Here is a 15036-nt window from a genome sequence, read left to right as displayed (position 1 = left end):
AATTAGTTAATGAATCTAGAATATGTGGTAAAACTTGTTGAAAAGTATTACCATCAAAATCATATTTCCCTAAAATTACACGTGAAAATTCAGGAATTTCAAAATAAAAAAATACTGATAAAACAATTGCAAAGTAAATAGTAACAATACTTGTTTTTAAATTTAAACGTTTAGAAATTATTTCTTGTTGTGAATCTAAATGAAATTTCCATAAACTATAGCCAATAAATTGAAAAGGCAAAAAGAAAAATAAATTCAACTGCATATCACCAACATAATCTCAAACTAAAGCAATACAACCATAAATACTAACAGCAAAAAAACCTCAAAAAAAAATTAGAAATTTTACCAAACGAAATTAAAATTATACAAATAACATTAGTAAAAGCGAGGCTTTTGAAGCTTTTTAATAATCTGTGTATCTTTGTTTTACAAAGTTACTAATTTAGATTAATTCTGTCTTCAAATTTTATCATAAAATGAGCAATTGCTGTATTTCAATTTTGAATAGGCAATGTTCATTTTTTTGTTATATTTTCAATTGCCAAGTAAAATATTTTGAAAACTGCCATATCATTAGGAAAAACTTTTTTATTTCTGATGATTTTTCGTAATTGACTATTAACAGATTCAATAGCATTTGTAGTATAAATCACTCTTTTGATTTCTACTGGATAACTAATAAAAACCATTAAATTATCTCAATTTTTATATCGGAAATGTTTAGTAATCTGTGTAACTTACAAAAATAACTATGTTTAATTAATTCTAGTAAATATAATTAAATGACTAGAAAGAGTGAGTTACAGATGGCTAAAAAAGATAACTTTAATAATAATCATCCAATATCAAAAGCAGTAGATTTATTACTAGAAAATACTGAAGATTTAACAACAGTTTTTAAACCTGGCGGTTTATATAAAGAATTAACAAAAAGATTAGTTGAAAAAATGTTGAATTCTGAAATGCAAAATTATTTAGGATATGAAAAAAATCAACATACTACTACTGAAAATGCTCGTAATGGTACAAGTTCAAAAAAATTAATAACTCAACAAGGTAAAATTGAAATTGATGTACCAAGAGATCGCAATAGTAATTTTACTCCTGTAATAGTTCCTAAAAGGCAAAGAAGATTTGATGGTTTTGATCAACAAGTTCTTTCCTTGTATGCAAAAGGAATGACATTATCTGACATTAAAATGCAGTTGCAAGAGTTATATCATGGTGCTGATATTAGTGAAAGTGTTATTAGTCAAATTACTGATGATGTTATTGATGATGTTAAAGCATGACAAAATCGACCATTAGAAAGTATTTATCCTATTGTTTATTTTGATTGTATAGTAGTTAAAGTACGACAAGATAAACGGATTATTAACAAATCAGTTTATATAGCATTAGGAGTTGATTTAGAAGGCAAAAAAGATGTTTTAGGATTATGAATTAGTGAAAATGAAGGTTCTAAGTTTTGATTATCTAATTTCACAGAAATGAAAAATCGTGGCTTAAATGATATTCTTATTGCTTGTAGTGATAATTTAACAGGCATGTCAGAAGCAATACAATCAGTTTATCCTAAAACAGAACATCAATTATGCATTGTTCATCAAATTAGAAATAGTTTAAAATATGTTTCATACAAACATCGAAAAGGTCTAGTTGCAGATTTAAAACCAATTTATAGTGCATGTAGTGAAGAACAAGCAATGCAAGCTTTAGAATCGTTTGAAAGTAAATGAAATAAACAATATCCTCAAATTACTAAATCTTGATATAAAAATTGAGATAATTTAATGGTTTTTATTAGTTATCCAGTAGAAATCAAAAGAGTGATTTATACTACAAATGCTATTGAATCTGTTAATAGTCAATTACGAAAAATCATCAGAAATAAAAAATTTTTTCCTAATGATATGGCAGTTTTCAAAATATTTTACTTGGCAATTGAAAATATAACAAAAAAATGAACATTGCCTATTCAAAATTGAAATACAGCAATTGCTCATTTTATGATAAAATTTTAAGATAGAATTAATCTAAACTAGTACTTTATAAAACAAAGATACACATATTATTAAAAAGCCTCGAGTTCTTGTTTTTCTTATAATTGCTTTTACTCTTTTATTTTGTACTTTATGATTAATATTATCTGTATATGTTACTATTAATCTCATAGAGTGTTTTGTACCTTTACGTTTAAAATCTCAAAATTTTCGATGTCCATCATCAATTGCTACAAAAATAGGTTGATTTTTTTCCAATTTTACTTTTACTGGATTTGCTTCATTTATTTCTAAATTTTTAAAAACTCTATGAACGCTACTAACACTAATAACTGCCTTTTTACAAATCGCACAAATATCACGATATATTTTTCCATCAGCAAAATTTTCAATAATAGTATCTTCGATATCTTCACCAATTCTTTTATATTTTGGAAGTTCCATTTTTTTCATCAACTAAACAAACACGAACTAATTTTTGTAATTTTTCATCAAAATATTCATAAATTCTTCTTTTATAAGTTACTAATCCATACATTGTTTTTCTTGTTCGATATTGAAAATCAACAATTTTATATTTCTTTTTATCTCTTGTATTTTTTCTTCTTCAATCTCACTTTTCTCATTTCTTTGTTATATGTTCTAAAATTAATTTATCAATTTTAGGATATTGTTCTTTATAAGTTCATTTATAATTAAAATCCATATTAAAATCCATATTATTCTCCTAACTTTTTTTAAATTTTAAATTTATTGTAAATATATTTAAAAAATTAATTTACTTAATTATTATATAAATATATAAGTGTTATTTTAAATAAAATAAAAAATATTTTAAAAACCACTTTCATATTTAAAATATAATAAACAATTTCAATATAATTAATAGTATAGGTCTCATAAAATAAACGCCTTTAATTTAGGCGTTATTTTGCATTTAAAAGCATACTTGTAAAAATAATCAAAAATAGTACAATTTATAAGTAAAATCAAGGAAAAAAGGAGAAATTTAATATGAAAACATGAATAAAAACAAATTTTTATAAAATAACATCAATAGTAGCATTATTTTTAGCAACAACTGGTTTAATAATAGGTTCAATATCGCATCACAAAACTAATGATTTACAATATTATTTAGGACATCAGTATAATGTTTACTGGGGGGGCTGGAACAACTATATGGTCACATAAAACAAATGATGAACATAAAATAGAATTATATTTTAGAATTAAACCAGAAAAAGATAATGGAATGGCAACCCTTTTTAGGACTATTTTTTGGTAGACATTTGTTTTTGATAATTAACTGGAGTTAAGTAGTTTAAAGTGCCGTGAATTCTTATGTTGTTATATCAATTGATGTAATCAAATAATTCTAATTTTAATTGGATTAATGATGTAAAATTTTTATCATTAATAAATTCGGTTTTGAAAGTTTTAAAGGTTGCTTCAGCAACAGCGTTATCATAAGGACAACCTTTTTTGCTTAAAGAGCGATTAATATTGAATGCTAGTAAAAGTTTATCAATAATTTTATTATTAAATTCATTACCGCGATCACTATGAAATATTTGAATATCTTTTAAACAGCGATTTGAGTGCATAAATGCTTGATATACTAATGATGCATCTTTTTTAGTACCTACACTATGTCCAATTATTTCGCGGTTAAATAGGTCAATTAATAAACAAATATAGTGGAATGGCAACCCTTTTTAGGACTATTTTTTGGTAGACATTTGTTTTTGATAATTAACTGGAGTTAAGTAGTTTAAAGTGCCGTGAATTCTTATGTTGTTATATCAATTGATGTAATCAAATAATTCTAATTTTAATTGGATTAATGATGTAAAATTTTTATCATTAATAAATTCGGTTTTGAAAGTTTTAAAGGTTGCTTCAGCAACAGCGTTATCATAAGGACAACCTTTTTTGCTTAAAGAGCGATTAATATTGAATGCTAGTAAAAGTTTATCAATAATTTTATTATTAAATTCATTACCGCGATCACTATGAAATATTTGAATATCTTTTAAACAGCGATTTGAGTGCATAAATGCTTGATATACTAATGATGCATCTTTTTTAGTACCTACACTATGTCCAATTATTTCGCGGTTAAATAGGTCAATTAATAAACAAATATAGTTTCACTTACCATTTACTTGAACATAAGTTAAATCACTAACAATAACTTCATTTTTAACTCTATTATTAAAGTTTCTATTAACAAGATTGGTTATTTGACTATCATTGACTTTATTATGATAATTTTTGAATGATAATTTAGTGTATTTTGATATTAAATTATGTTTATTCATAATTTCTTTAATTTTTCGTCTTGATAAATAAATTTCTTGGTTTTCTAGAATGACTTTTAATCTTCTAGTACCATAAACTTCTTTATTTTTTTTAAAAGCACTAATAACAGCTTGTTCATAAATATTATTTTGAATTTTATTTTTTTTCTTTAAATTAAAATAATATGTTGATTTAGAGAGTTTTAAAAAATGACACATTGTGCGAATTTTATATTTAGATTTATTATTTGCAATAATCTCTACTTTCTGCCTATTATTAGTGCTGCTTGCTTTAAAATATCATTTTCCATTCTTAATTGTTTTAATTCTTTTCTTAATTTAATTAATTCATTTTCTTCAACAGAACGATTATCTTTAGTTTTAAAACTACCTGAATTAGTAAATTGCTTAATTCAATTGTAAGTAGCTGCTCTTGTAACATTATATTCTTTAACAAGGCAAGATACTGATTTGCCACTTTGATATAAAGCTACTATTTGTTTTTTAAATTCATCGGTATATGAGTTAATATTGGCCATAATTATAGTTCCTTTCTTTGTTCACTTGTCTATGTAATTAGTGTCCAATAAAGTGTAACCCATCCAATAGTTTCACTTACCATTTACTTGAACATAAGTTAAATCACTAACAATAACTTCATTTTTAACTCTATTATTAAAGTTTCTATTAACAAGATTGGTTATTTGACTATCATTGACTTTATTATGATAATTTTTGAATGATAATTTAGTGTATTTTGATATTAAATTATGTTTATTCATAATTTCTTTAATTTTTCGTCTTGATAAATAAATTTTGGATGGGTTACACTTTATTGGACACTAATTACGTAGACAAGTGAACAAAGAAAGGAACTATAATTATGGCCAATATTAACTCATATACCGATGAATTTAAAAAACAAATAGTAGCTTTATATCAAAGTGGCAAATCAGTATCTTGCCTTGCTAAAGAATATAATGTTACAAGAGCAGCTACTTACAATTGAATTAAGCAATTTACTAATTCAGGTAGTTTTAAAACTAAAGATAATCGTTCTGTTGAAGAAAATGAAATAATTAAATTAAGAAAAGAATTAAAACAATTAAGAATGGAAAATGATATTTTAAAGCAAGCAGCACTAATAATAGGCAGAAAATAGAAATTATTGTCAAAAATAAAGTTAAATATAAAATTCGCACAATGTGTCATTTTTTAAAACTCTCTAAATCAACATATTATTTTAATTTAAAGAAAAAAGAAAATAAAATTCAAAATAATATTTATGAACAAGCTGTTATTAGTGCTTTTAAAAAAAATAAAGAAGTTTATGGTACTAGAAGATTAAAAGTCATTCTAGAAAACCAAGAAATTTATTTATCAAGACGAAAAATTAAAGAAATTATGAATAAACATAATTTAATATCAAAATACACTAAATTATCATACAAAAATCATAATAACAAAGTTAACGATAGTCCAATAAACAATCTTGTTGATAGAAACTTTAATAATAGAGTTAAAAATGAAGTTATTGTTAGTGATTTAACTTATGTTCAAGTAAATGGTAAGTGAAACTATATTTGTTTATTAATTGACCTATTTAACCGCGAAATAATTGGACATAGTGTAGGTACTAAAAAAGATGCATCATTAGTATATCAAGCATTTATGCACTCAAATCGCTGTTTAAAAGATATTCAAATATTTCATAGTGATCGCGGTAATGAATTCAATAATAAAACTATTGATAAACTTTTACTAGCATTCAATATTAATCGCTCTTTAAGCAAAAAAGGTTGTCCTTATGATAACGCTGTTGCTGAAGCAACCTTTAAAACTTTCAAAACCGAATTTATTAATGATAAAAATTTTACATCATTAATCCAATTAAAATTAGAATTATTTGATTACATCAATTGATATAACAACATAAGAATTCACAGCACTTTAAACTACTTAACTCCAGTTAATTATCAAAAACAAATGTCTACCAAAAAATAGTCCTAAAAAAGGTTGCCATTCCAAATGATGACATAAAATGAGATGGAATTTATCCAGATGGATATTTTGATAATTAAATCTCTAAATTTATATAAGAAATATTTTCATTATATTTATCGAATAAATTAATGTTGTTTAAATCAATTTCTTGTTTATCAGTTATTAAAATTAAATTATAATTTCCAGAACCAAATATACCACTGATTTCAATCCGATTTAAATTATTAATCGGGTTTTCAATTTGTAATTCAAATTCATTAATATTACCAATTTGTGAAATTTCTTTATAAAATTCTAACGGACTTCTCCCCACATGTACTTGTGGAGGGAATAATGAAACTGAATGAATTCAACAATGCTTTTCAAACTGAACAGCAATGTCTTGCATATATAGCAAATTTGAAAGAAAATAAATGTATTAGGTGTTTTAATTTTAATTTGAATACTTCTGATTTAAAAAGAATGAGATGTTTAAAATCTAATCAAACATTTATAATTCTCACAGGCACCATATTTTCAAGGTCACAAACATCTTTAACATCTTGGTTTTATCTTATCTTTAGATGAATAAACACCAAACATGGAATTCCATCAACAGATATTGCAAAAGAATTGGGAGTGACTTTGAAAACTGCTTGAAGAATGACTCATAAAATCAGAACACGTATTGCAAAACAAAAACCTCAATTTATTGTTGAAGGTACAGTGCAAATTGATGAAATGTATCTTTCACATATGGGTTTTAAAAAACAAGGAAGATCCTTGGTGAATAAAACCTTGATTGTTGGCATTTATCAAAAAACAACCAATAATTTAATTGTGAAAGTATTGAAAAAAGCAAAGAGTAAAAATCTTTTGCAGTTTGCAAAAAACCACATTTCTTCAAAATGTCTTGTATATACTGATTCTTGAAAAGGATATTTCGATTTTAAATCAGTTTTCACTAAGCATGAAACAGTTAACCATCAAGATGGCTATGTTTCAAAAATTGGTGTAAATACCAACCAAATTGAATCAGTTTGAAAACATATAAGAAGAACATTTAAAACACATATCAAAGTTGCAAAACATCATGTTCATTTATATGCTAAAGAAGCTGCATATAAATTCAACAAGATACCTAGTTTTGAAACTGTAATTCTATGTTTGATTTAAAAATGTGGGGAGAAGTCCGTAGATAGGCTTTTCTCAGCATTTATGTGATAAAATTAAAATAGTACATAAAGGGAGAAAAGCCAATTCTAATTTAGAAAATAATTGAGATTTATTTGAACCATATAAATTTAAAGCATTTTCAATTTTATTATTATTAATAATTGCTTTTGTAAAATATTTACCATATTCACCATTTGCTAATGTTCAATCAGCAGGAATTAATGAAGGTATGTTATTACTTTCTAATTCATTTGTTATTGATAATCAATTAAATTGATTATCATCTAATTTAAATAATTCATTTTGACTAATATCATTATTTTTTAGTTTAATGTTATTAATATCAGTAAAATCAAAATATACAGATTTTAATATTACTTTTATATCTTTATATTCTCAAATTTTATTTTTATTTGGATGAATTGGACTTGATTTTAGTTCAAAATAATATGGTAATAATAATTTATAATCATCATTTAAACCTTTATTAATTGATAATGAAGAATAAATATATTTTGATAACATAATAAATACTTGTTTAAAAATTTTAACTTGTAATAAATTTATATAATTTGGATAATCTAATTCTCATTGTTTAAATAAGTTAGTAACTACTTCATCAGGTTTTTGTCCTTCGAATTTTGCACGTAATTTAGCAATGTCATTTAATGGTTGGATGGGTTACACTTTATTGGACACTAATTACATAGACAATTGAACAAAGAAAGGAACTATAATTATGGCCAATATTAACTCATATACCGATGAATTTAAAAAACAAATAGTAGCTTTATATCAAAGTGGCAAATCAGTATCTTGCCTTGCTAAAGAATATAATGTTACAAGAGCAGCTACTTACAATTGAATTAAGCAATTTACTAATTCAGGTAGTTTTAAAACTAAAGATAATCGTTCTGTTGAAGAAAATGAATTAATTAAATTAAGAAAAGAATTAAAACAATTAAGAATGGAAAATGATATTTTAAAGCAAGCAGCACTAATAATAGGCAGAAAATAGAAATTATTGTCAAAAATAAAGTTAAATATAAAATTCGCACAATGTGTCATTTTTTAAAAATCTCTAAATCAACATATTATTTTAATTTAAAGAAAAAAGAAAATAAAATCAAAAATAATATTTATGATGAAGCTGTTATTAGTGCTTTTAAAGAAAATAAAGAAGTTTATGGTACTAGAAGATTAAAAGTCATTCTAGAAAACCAAGAAATTTATTTATCAATACGAAAAATTAAAGAAATTATGAATAAACATAATTTAATATCAAAATACACTAAATTATCATACAAAAATCATAATAAAGTCAATGATAGTCAAATAACCAATCTTGTTGATAGAAACTTTAATAATAGAGTTAAAAATGAAGTTATTGTTAGTGATTTAACTTATGTTCAAGTAAATGGTAAGTGAAACTATATTTGTTTATTAATTGACCTATTTAACCGCGAAATAATTGGACATAGTGTAGGTACTAAAAAAGATGCATCATTAGTATATCAAGCATTTATGCACTCAAATCGCTGTTTAAAAGATATTCAAATATTTCATAGTGATCGCGGTAATGAATTTAATAATAAAATTATTGATAAACTTTTACTAGCATTCAATATTAATCGCTCTTTAAGCAAAAAAGGTTGTCCTTATGATAACGCTGTTGCTGAAGCAACCTTTAAAACTTTCAAAACCGAATTTATTAATGATAAAAATTTTACATCATTAATCCAATTAAAATTAGAATTATTTGATTACATCAATTGATATAACAACATAAGAATTCACAGCACTTTAAACTACTTAACTCCAGTTAATTATCAAAAACAAATGTCTACCAAAAAATAGTCCTAAAAAAGGTTGCCATTCCATACCTCCTATTTTTTTAAATTCATTTTTATTGACTAGACATTTATAAACACCATCTTTCTTTGATCATACATATACATTGTTTGATTAATCTATTTTAATATTTGTAAAAGAATAATTATTAGTATTAGTTGTTACTTTCATTTTTTTAAATTCATTTTTATTGACTAGACATTTATAAATGCCATTAGTTTTTAAAGCATAAATATTATCTTTTGCGTCAAATTTTAAACTTATTATTAATCCATTTATGCCTTTTATTTTTATGAATGTATTTTTATCATTAGTATATTTATAAATACCATCATTAGTTATTGAATATATTTCGCCTTTATTATTTTTATATAAATCAGAAAAAATAAAATCATTATTGCTTTGATGAACATTTTTTTTAAAACAATCATTTTGTAATGTGATTGTCCTTAAGTTAAAATTACTAATACAATTTTCAATAGTTATTGTAGATGCTAAGGTAGTTAATATTGTTAATATTTTTTTCATTAAAACTCTCCTTTTTGTTTTTTTCTATAACTTTTATAATAATAGGTTATTTTATATTTTAAGAACGTAAAAAAGAAAATGCAATAAAAGTATCTAAAAACTAAAAAAATAGTTTAATAGTAATTTTTGAATCTTGAAAATTATAAAAAAATATGTAATTAAAATTTTATTATTTATATTAGTTTTTTAATAATTGATTAGCGAAATATTTGGTCAATAACTCCACCACCAAGACAAATATCACCATCATAAAAAACAGCGGTTTGACCAGGCGTAATAGCGCGTATCTTTTCTGAAAATTCAACCTTAATTTCATCATTATTAATAAAATTAATAATAACAGCAACATCAGATTGACGATAGCGAAATTTTGCATTACATTTTAAAGAGTTTTTTAATGTACTATTATTAATTCAATTCAATGATTTAACAGTACAACCGCTATTCATTAGTCATTTATTTTCATTTTCATTAGCAACATAAAGGATATTATTAGTAACATCTTTTTCAACAACAAAATACGGAACTTTCATTCCTGAAAGATTAATACCTTTTCTTTGGCCAATTGTATAGTAGTAAACACCATTGTGATTACCAATAGTAGTTTTGGTATTAATATCAACAATTTTGCCCGGATTAGCTGGTAAATAATTTGTTAAAAATGTTTGAAAATTACGATTACCAATAAAACATATGCCAGTAGAATCTTTTTTTGTTGCTGTTGGTAAATTATATATTTTTGCTAATTCCCTAACTTCAGTTTTAGTTTTATTACCTAAAGGAAATAAACTATATTTTAATTGTTTTTGTGTTAATTGACATAAAAAATAACTTTGATCCTTATTATCATCAATTCCTTTTAATAACTGATATTGTTTAGTAATTGGGTTGTAGTTAATTCGTGCATAGTGCCCCATTGCAATATAATCTGCTTGTAAATTTTTTTGTGCATATTTTAAAAAAGCATCGAATTTAATATATTTGTTACATAAAATATCGGGATTGGGAGTACGGCTTTTTTTAAATTCTTCAAGAAAATAAGTAAAAACATTATCTCAATATTCCTTAACAAAATCAATTCTTTCTAATTTAATATTTAATTTTTGGCAAACAGCTAAAGCATCAAGATAATCTTGTTCTTGTGGACAAATATCTTGATTATTGTTACCTTGATTATTGTTACCTTGTAAATCATTATTTAAAAGTGAATCTCAATTACGCATAAAAAGACCAATAACTTCATGGCCTTCTGCTTGTAAAAGTGCTGCTGTTACTGATGAATCAACTCCACCACTCATACCAACAACAATGCGTTTTTTTTCTGTCATTTTATTACTCCTTAGTACTTTTCATAAATGCTTAATAATTGTAACAAATATATAATAAATACCCAAATAAATATTTTTAAATTATTGAATTTACATATTGATTATTAAGTGATAATCCTTTATAATAATGTTAAAACACATAAAAGCAATTTAACAAAATATGGTTTATAACCACTTTTGTAAAGTTTGTTACTAATGTGTTTTTTATGTTTTAATAAAGAAATAGAGAGAAGAGAAAAAATGCCACAAGAAGAAGAGTTATTAATAAATAATGATATAGATAGTAATATAGAAGCAAATACTATTAATAATAGTTGAAGTAGTTTAATATGATCAGATACTAAAAAAATAATTGGAACAGCTGGTTTATTAACAGCAGCAGTTGGTTTGAAAACTGTACAACGAGTATTTCAGGTAGCAGTTACTAGTATTGGATCATTTGATTGAAATAAAGTAAATCCTTTAAATAATTTAGTTGATTTTGGAGTAACTCCAGTACAATTGGTAATTAGTACACAAGCAATGAATTTATGAAAATGGGGAGCAGAAAAAATTTGACAAGAAGGAAGAACAGTATTTAATAGAACTGCTGATCAAGAAATTAGTCCACTTTTATCTTTATATTCCGAAATTGGTGTTGAAGAAGGTTATTCATGTCTTTCAAAAACATCTATTTTTGGAAAAATGCTAATAGCAAAAGTTGGATATTGAATTTCGAATCATTTTATGATTACTGCTTCTAGTATGTATTCAGTTGGTTCTTTAACTAGTTTAGCTGAATATTGAAGTAAAATTATTTATGGACCAAATATTTTATCAACAATTATACGAGCAGAAGTTTTATGTTATACTTCTATCTTAATAGATAAGGGTATAGAATATTTAACAAAAACACATATGTGGTTTGCTTTCAAAAGATATTTTAATTGTTTAAATAATAATATTAATGAAAATGATGAGTTAGAATCATTATTTTATCAACAATCAAAATGTATGAGTCTTTTAAAAAGTGGTGGTTATTTAACAGCAATGGTAATAGCAACTATAATAGATAATGCAATTAAAACTGCAGCTGTTATGTATACTGCTGATAGATTACCAGAATTTGAATCTACATTTTTTCAAGTTTCAATGTTTGCTATTATGTTTGGTTTAATTATCAATGATACTATTGGTAATAAAGTATTAAATAAATATGCTAAAAAACAATGACAGAAATTTTTTAAGTCTACTCCAAATAATGAATTAGAGGAAATAGTAACTAATAGTAATTATATGAGTATTAATAGTAGTGATGAACGACAATTAACTAATAACTTTAATGATGAATTGGTGAGTGTTATTAATAGTATTAATGGTCCTGCATTTGGTGGTTGTCCTAGAAATCCTTCAATTGCATAAAATTTATTTGAATGAAAATAAAAAAAGTTAGAATAAACTATTCTAACTTTTTTTATAATTTACCAATTTCTAAACTTCCCAGTGTACTAATAGCACGTACATAAATTAACATTGATTTTCATAATTCGTCAACTTTAATACATTCATTATATTGATGTTCAGTTGAGTTAGTATGATCAAATATTGCACCAAATGCTACACAATTTGGCATTGCTCTAGCATAAGTTCCACCACCAATTGCAATTGGTTTTGCTTTTTTATCACCAGTAACTTCTTGATAAATTTCCATTAATTTAATAACAATTGTTGATTCTTGTGGCATATATAATGGTTTATCATAATGTTGTTGTTTTATTGTTAAATTATAAGGTTTTAATATTTTTGTTAATCTATTTAAAATTTCTTGTAAATCAGTTTTAACTGGAATACGGATATTACATCCTAATTTTGAATTTTTGCTATTAATTTCAACGATGCCAACATTAATAGTAAAAATTCCAGATTCATCATCTAAATCACCAAAATATTTTGTTAAAGCAGTATCTTCTTGTAAAATATCACCAACAAATTTAATTAGATTGTGTTCAACTTTAAGTTCATTTAAAATTAATAAACTTCTTAATCCTGCATTAATTCCTTCATCTGGTCGTGACCCATGTGCTGGTTTACCATGAATGGTAATTTGTTGATTATTATTTTCAATTCGATAGTTCTTATTTTTCCCAATTTTAACAAATGATTCAATATCAACACCATTAATATTACTAGTAGAACAAGTGACATTGTAAGCATCACCTGCATTAATAACAATGGATTTATGACCTATACCAATAATATCTAAGTTAATAATTCCTTTTTCAGCATATACTAGCGGAAACATACCATCAGGAGTAAAACCAAAAGTTGGAGTACCTTCTTGCTTCATATATGTGTTAATTGAATCTCATGTTGTTTCTTCAGTTAAACCAAAGATAACTCTAATTCGACGATTTGGTTGATAACCATGATCTTTTAAATATTTTAAACAGTATAGAATAATAATTGTTGGACCTTTATCATCTAATACACCTCGTCCATATAAAATATCATTAATAATTTCTGGCGAAAAATGTGAAATTTTTCATTCTTCTAAATTACCTGGTGGTACAACATCAAGATGACCTAATATGGCAAATATTTCTTTACCCTCACCATATTCTAAATATCCATATTTATTGTTTTTGTCACGATAAGTTTTAAAACCTAATTCTTGCCCTAAATTAATAGCATAATCTAATACTTCTTTAACACCAGGCCCATAATGTGCTGTTGTTGTGGTGGTTGAGCATATGATTGAATTTTAACAATTTCTTTTATTTTTGTTAGTGCTTGCGGAAAATATTTTTCTTTTAACAATTTTTCATTGAATTTCATATTTATTCACTCCTTGATATATAAATTTAAATAGTAGTATTATTTATAATATCAACTATTAAATCATTTAACAATAATCAGGAACTATTTGTGCAAGATAAATGATTATTTTTTATTTTTATTTGTTTATTTTTGATTAATTTACTAATCAGTGGCTGCTCTAGAATGTTATCACTTTTGTTAAATTTTATTCCCTTTTTTAGTAATAAACCTTGTATTAATTTTTGGATTAAAATTTCATTTGTTGATAAGATACTATTTTTTTGATTGTTATTATTAATGTTATTGCTATTAGTAATTATTATTGCTTTATCTTCTGTTTTAATATATGAAACAGCATTTGGACCAATTCCATAATAGTTTTCTAATAAACAATATGCAATAATATATTTTGATTGATTATTAGTATTTTTACTATAACTATAGTATTCATAGTTATCATATTTGTGTTTTTTTAAGAAATTATTAATGTATCTTTTAATAGTAAGATTTTGTTTGTGATTATAACTATCATAGCTAATATGAGGTGTTTTTAATTGCATACATATTTGTAAATCATTATTAACATCAATTACTGTTTGATGAGGAAGATTATATTTTAAATCAATTGAGAAATTATTAATTTTTAAGTTAATAGCATCATTAATAATTTTTATACTTTGTTGATAATTAAATTTGTTATTTAATTGATTTTGAAAACTAATTATTTTTCAAATTAAACGATTAATTTGAAATTTGGAAAATAATTGTAGAGTTGTGAAATTAGTATTATTAATAGTAAATTCAAAGTTGTATTCTTTGATAGTGGTTGTCAATGGTTTAAGTAGTATTAATAATTGTTCTAAAAAAATAATTGGTAAAACTGACTTATTTTTGTTAGCAAGATAAATTGTTTTTAAGTTTAATTGGTATTTATTTATTATATTTGTTAATTCTTTTTTAATACTTTCTATAAAATAAGAATAGTTAGTATTTACTTCATGTTTAAAATTAGGTATTTCTATATATAAATGTTCAATAGTAGTTTGTGTATTCATAAATAAATGA

Annotated in this window: 15 protein-coding genes and 3 pseudogenes; 5 read left to right on the top strand and 13 right to left on the bottom strand. The window is 24.0% G+C overall.

The annotated features are described in order from the left end of the window. Positions 1-10: 10 nt before the first annotated feature. Together AACL02_RS12460 and AACL02_RS04615 are read right to left on the bottom strand one after the other, a co-directional pair. Positions 11-265 (bottom strand): annotated as a pseudogene (locus AACL02_RS12460) (hypothetical protein); the annotation flags it as partial. Between the two features lie 175 nt (positions 266-440). After that, positions 441-734 (bottom strand): annotated as a pseudogene (locus AACL02_RS04615) (transposase); the annotation flags it as partial. Positions 735-809: 75 nt separating this feature from the next. Between AACL02_RS04615 and AACL02_RS04610 the strand changes: the two are divergent. Beyond that, complete coding sequence (locus AACL02_RS04610; protein WP_339043590.1) at positions 810-2027, top strand: IS256 family transposase; 1218 nt, start codon at positions 810-812, stop codon at positions 2025-2027. Between the two features lie 12 nt (positions 2028-2039). Here AACL02_RS04610 and AACL02_RS04605 read toward each other — a convergent pair whose 3' ends face one another. From AACL02_RS04605 to AACL02_RS04590, 4 genes and pseudogenes are all read right to left on the bottom strand, one after another. Next, positions 2040-2450: a hypothetical protein gene (locus AACL02_RS04605; protein WP_339043037.1), complete on the bottom strand. Its 411-nt coding sequence runs from the start codon at positions 2448-2450 to the stop codon at positions 2040-2042. Then, entirely contained in the window at positions 2431-2724 is a 294-nt protein-coding gene (locus tag AACL02_RS04600; RefSeq protein ID WP_339043035.1) for a hypothetical protein, read from the bottom strand. The genes AACL02_RS04605 and AACL02_RS04600 overlap by 20 nt, the downstream gene beginning before the upstream one ends. Positions 2725-3280: 556 nt before the next feature. After that, positions 3281-3712, bottom strand: a pseudogene (locus AACL02_RS04595) (IS3 family transposase); the annotation flags it as partial. 18 nt (positions 3713-3730) lie between these two features. Then, a protein-coding gene (locus AACL02_RS04590) for an IS3 family transposase (RefSeq protein WP_422397815.1) occupies positions 3731-4848 on the bottom strand; the annotation gives its coding sequence in 2 pieces (ribosomal slippage) (positions 3731-4578 and positions 4578-4848; 1119 coding nt in all). Between the two features lie 344 nt (positions 4849-5192). On the opposite strand from AACL02_RS04590, the gene AACL02_RS04585 reads away from it, so the two are divergent. Next, positions 5193-6313, top strand: a protein-coding gene (locus AACL02_RS04585; protein WP_339043033.1) for an IS3 family transposase whose coding sequence is annotated in 2 segments (ribosomal slippage) — positions 5193-5436 and positions 5436-6313 — 1122 coding nt in all. Because the reading frame shifts where the segments join, the coding sequence is not laid out codon by codon here. Between the two features lie 73 nt (positions 6314-6386). Here the strand turns inward: AACL02_RS04585 and AACL02_RS04580 are convergent. Further along, positions 6387-6701: a hypothetical protein gene (locus tag AACL02_RS04580; RefSeq protein ID WP_339043031.1), complete on the bottom strand. Its 315-nt coding sequence runs from the start codon at positions 6699-6701 to the stop codon at positions 6387-6389. On the opposite strand from AACL02_RS04580, the gene AACL02_RS04575 reads away from it, so the two are divergent. After that, positions 6647-7468, top strand: a complete 822-nt coding sequence (locus AACL02_RS04575) for an IS1595 family transposase (protein ID WP_339043029.1) — start codon at positions 6647-6649, stop codon at positions 7466-7468. The two genes, AACL02_RS04580 and AACL02_RS04575, sit on opposite strands and share 55 nt — an antisense overlap. On the opposite strand, the gene AACL02_RS04570 is transcribed toward AACL02_RS04575, so the two are convergent. Continuing rightward, the gene (locus tag AACL02_RS04570) at positions 7454-7993 is read right to left on the bottom strand and encodes a hypothetical protein (protein WP_339043027.1); all 540 of its coding nucleotides are present in this window, start codon (positions 7991-7993) and stop codon (positions 7454-7456) included. The two genes, AACL02_RS04575 and AACL02_RS04570, sit on opposite strands and share 15 nt — an antisense overlap. A 214-nt stretch (positions 7994-8207) precedes the next feature. Between AACL02_RS04570 and AACL02_RS04565 the strand changes: the two genes are divergently transcribed. Continuing rightward, positions 8208-9325, top strand: a protein-coding gene (locus AACL02_RS04565; protein WP_339041528.1) for an IS3 family transposase whose coding sequence is annotated in 2 segments (ribosomal slippage) — positions 8208-8451 and positions 8451-9325 — 1119 coding nt in all. Because the reading frame shifts where the segments join, the coding sequence is not laid out codon by codon here. Between the two features lie 108 nt (positions 9326-9433). Here the strand turns inward: AACL02_RS04565 and AACL02_RS04560 are convergent. Together AACL02_RS04560 and mnmA are read right to left on the bottom strand one after the other, a co-directional pair. Beyond that, positions 9434-9847 (bottom strand): hypothetical protein, encoded by a 414-nt coding sequence (locus tag AACL02_RS04560; protein ID WP_339043025.1) that lies wholly within the window; start codon positions 9845-9847, stop codon positions 9434-9436. Positions 9848-10044: 197 nt separating this feature from the next. Beyond that, on the bottom strand, positions 10045-11175 hold the full coding sequence (gene mnmA / locus AACL02_RS04555; RefSeq protein WP_339043023.1) for a tRNA 2-thiouridine(34) synthase MnmA: 1131 nt from the start codon (positions 11173-11175) through the stop codon (positions 10045-10047). Positions 11176-11415: 240 nt separating this feature from the next. Between mnmA and AACL02_RS04550 the strand changes: the two genes are divergently transcribed. Then, positions 11416-12576 carry a hypothetical protein gene (locus AACL02_RS04550; RefSeq protein WP_339043021.1) on the top strand — a complete coding sequence of 387 codons (1161 nt, stop codon included), beginning with the start codon at positions 11416-11418 and terminating at the stop codon, positions 12574-12576. A gap of 52 nt (positions 12577-12628) precedes the next feature. Here AACL02_RS04550 and AACL02_RS04545 read toward each other — a convergent pair whose 3' ends face one another. Genes AACL02_RS04545 through AACL02_RS04535 form a run of 3 tightly spaced genes read right to left on the bottom strand, consistent with a single transcriptional unit; the run spans position 12629 to position 15026 of the window. Beyond that, positions 12629-13834: a Sapep family Mn(2+)-dependent dipeptidase gene (locus AACL02_RS04545; RefSeq protein WP_339043588.1), complete on the bottom strand. Its 1206-nt coding sequence runs from the start codon at positions 13832-13834 to the stop codon at positions 12629-12631. Positions 13835-13848: 14 nt separating this feature from the next. Then, complete coding sequence (locus tag AACL02_RS04540; protein WP_339043019.1) at positions 13849-13989, bottom strand: hypothetical protein; 141 nt, start codon at positions 13987-13989, stop codon at positions 13849-13851. 26 nt (positions 13990-14015) lie between these two features. Further along, entirely contained in the window at positions 14016-15026 is a 1011-nt protein-coding gene (locus AACL02_RS04535) for a hypothetical protein (protein ID WP_339043017.1), read from the bottom strand. Positions 15027-15036: the final 10 nt, after the last annotated feature.

It is taken from the genome of Spiroplasma endosymbiont of Apeira syringaria (assembly GCF_964020205.1).
Lineage (GTDB): Bacteria > Bacillota_I > Bacilli_A > Mycoplasmatales > VBWQ01 > Spiroplasma_E > Spiroplasma_E ixodetis_A.
Note: the sequence above shows the minus strand (reverse complement) of the source record. Positions and strands in the feature narration are given on the sequence as shown.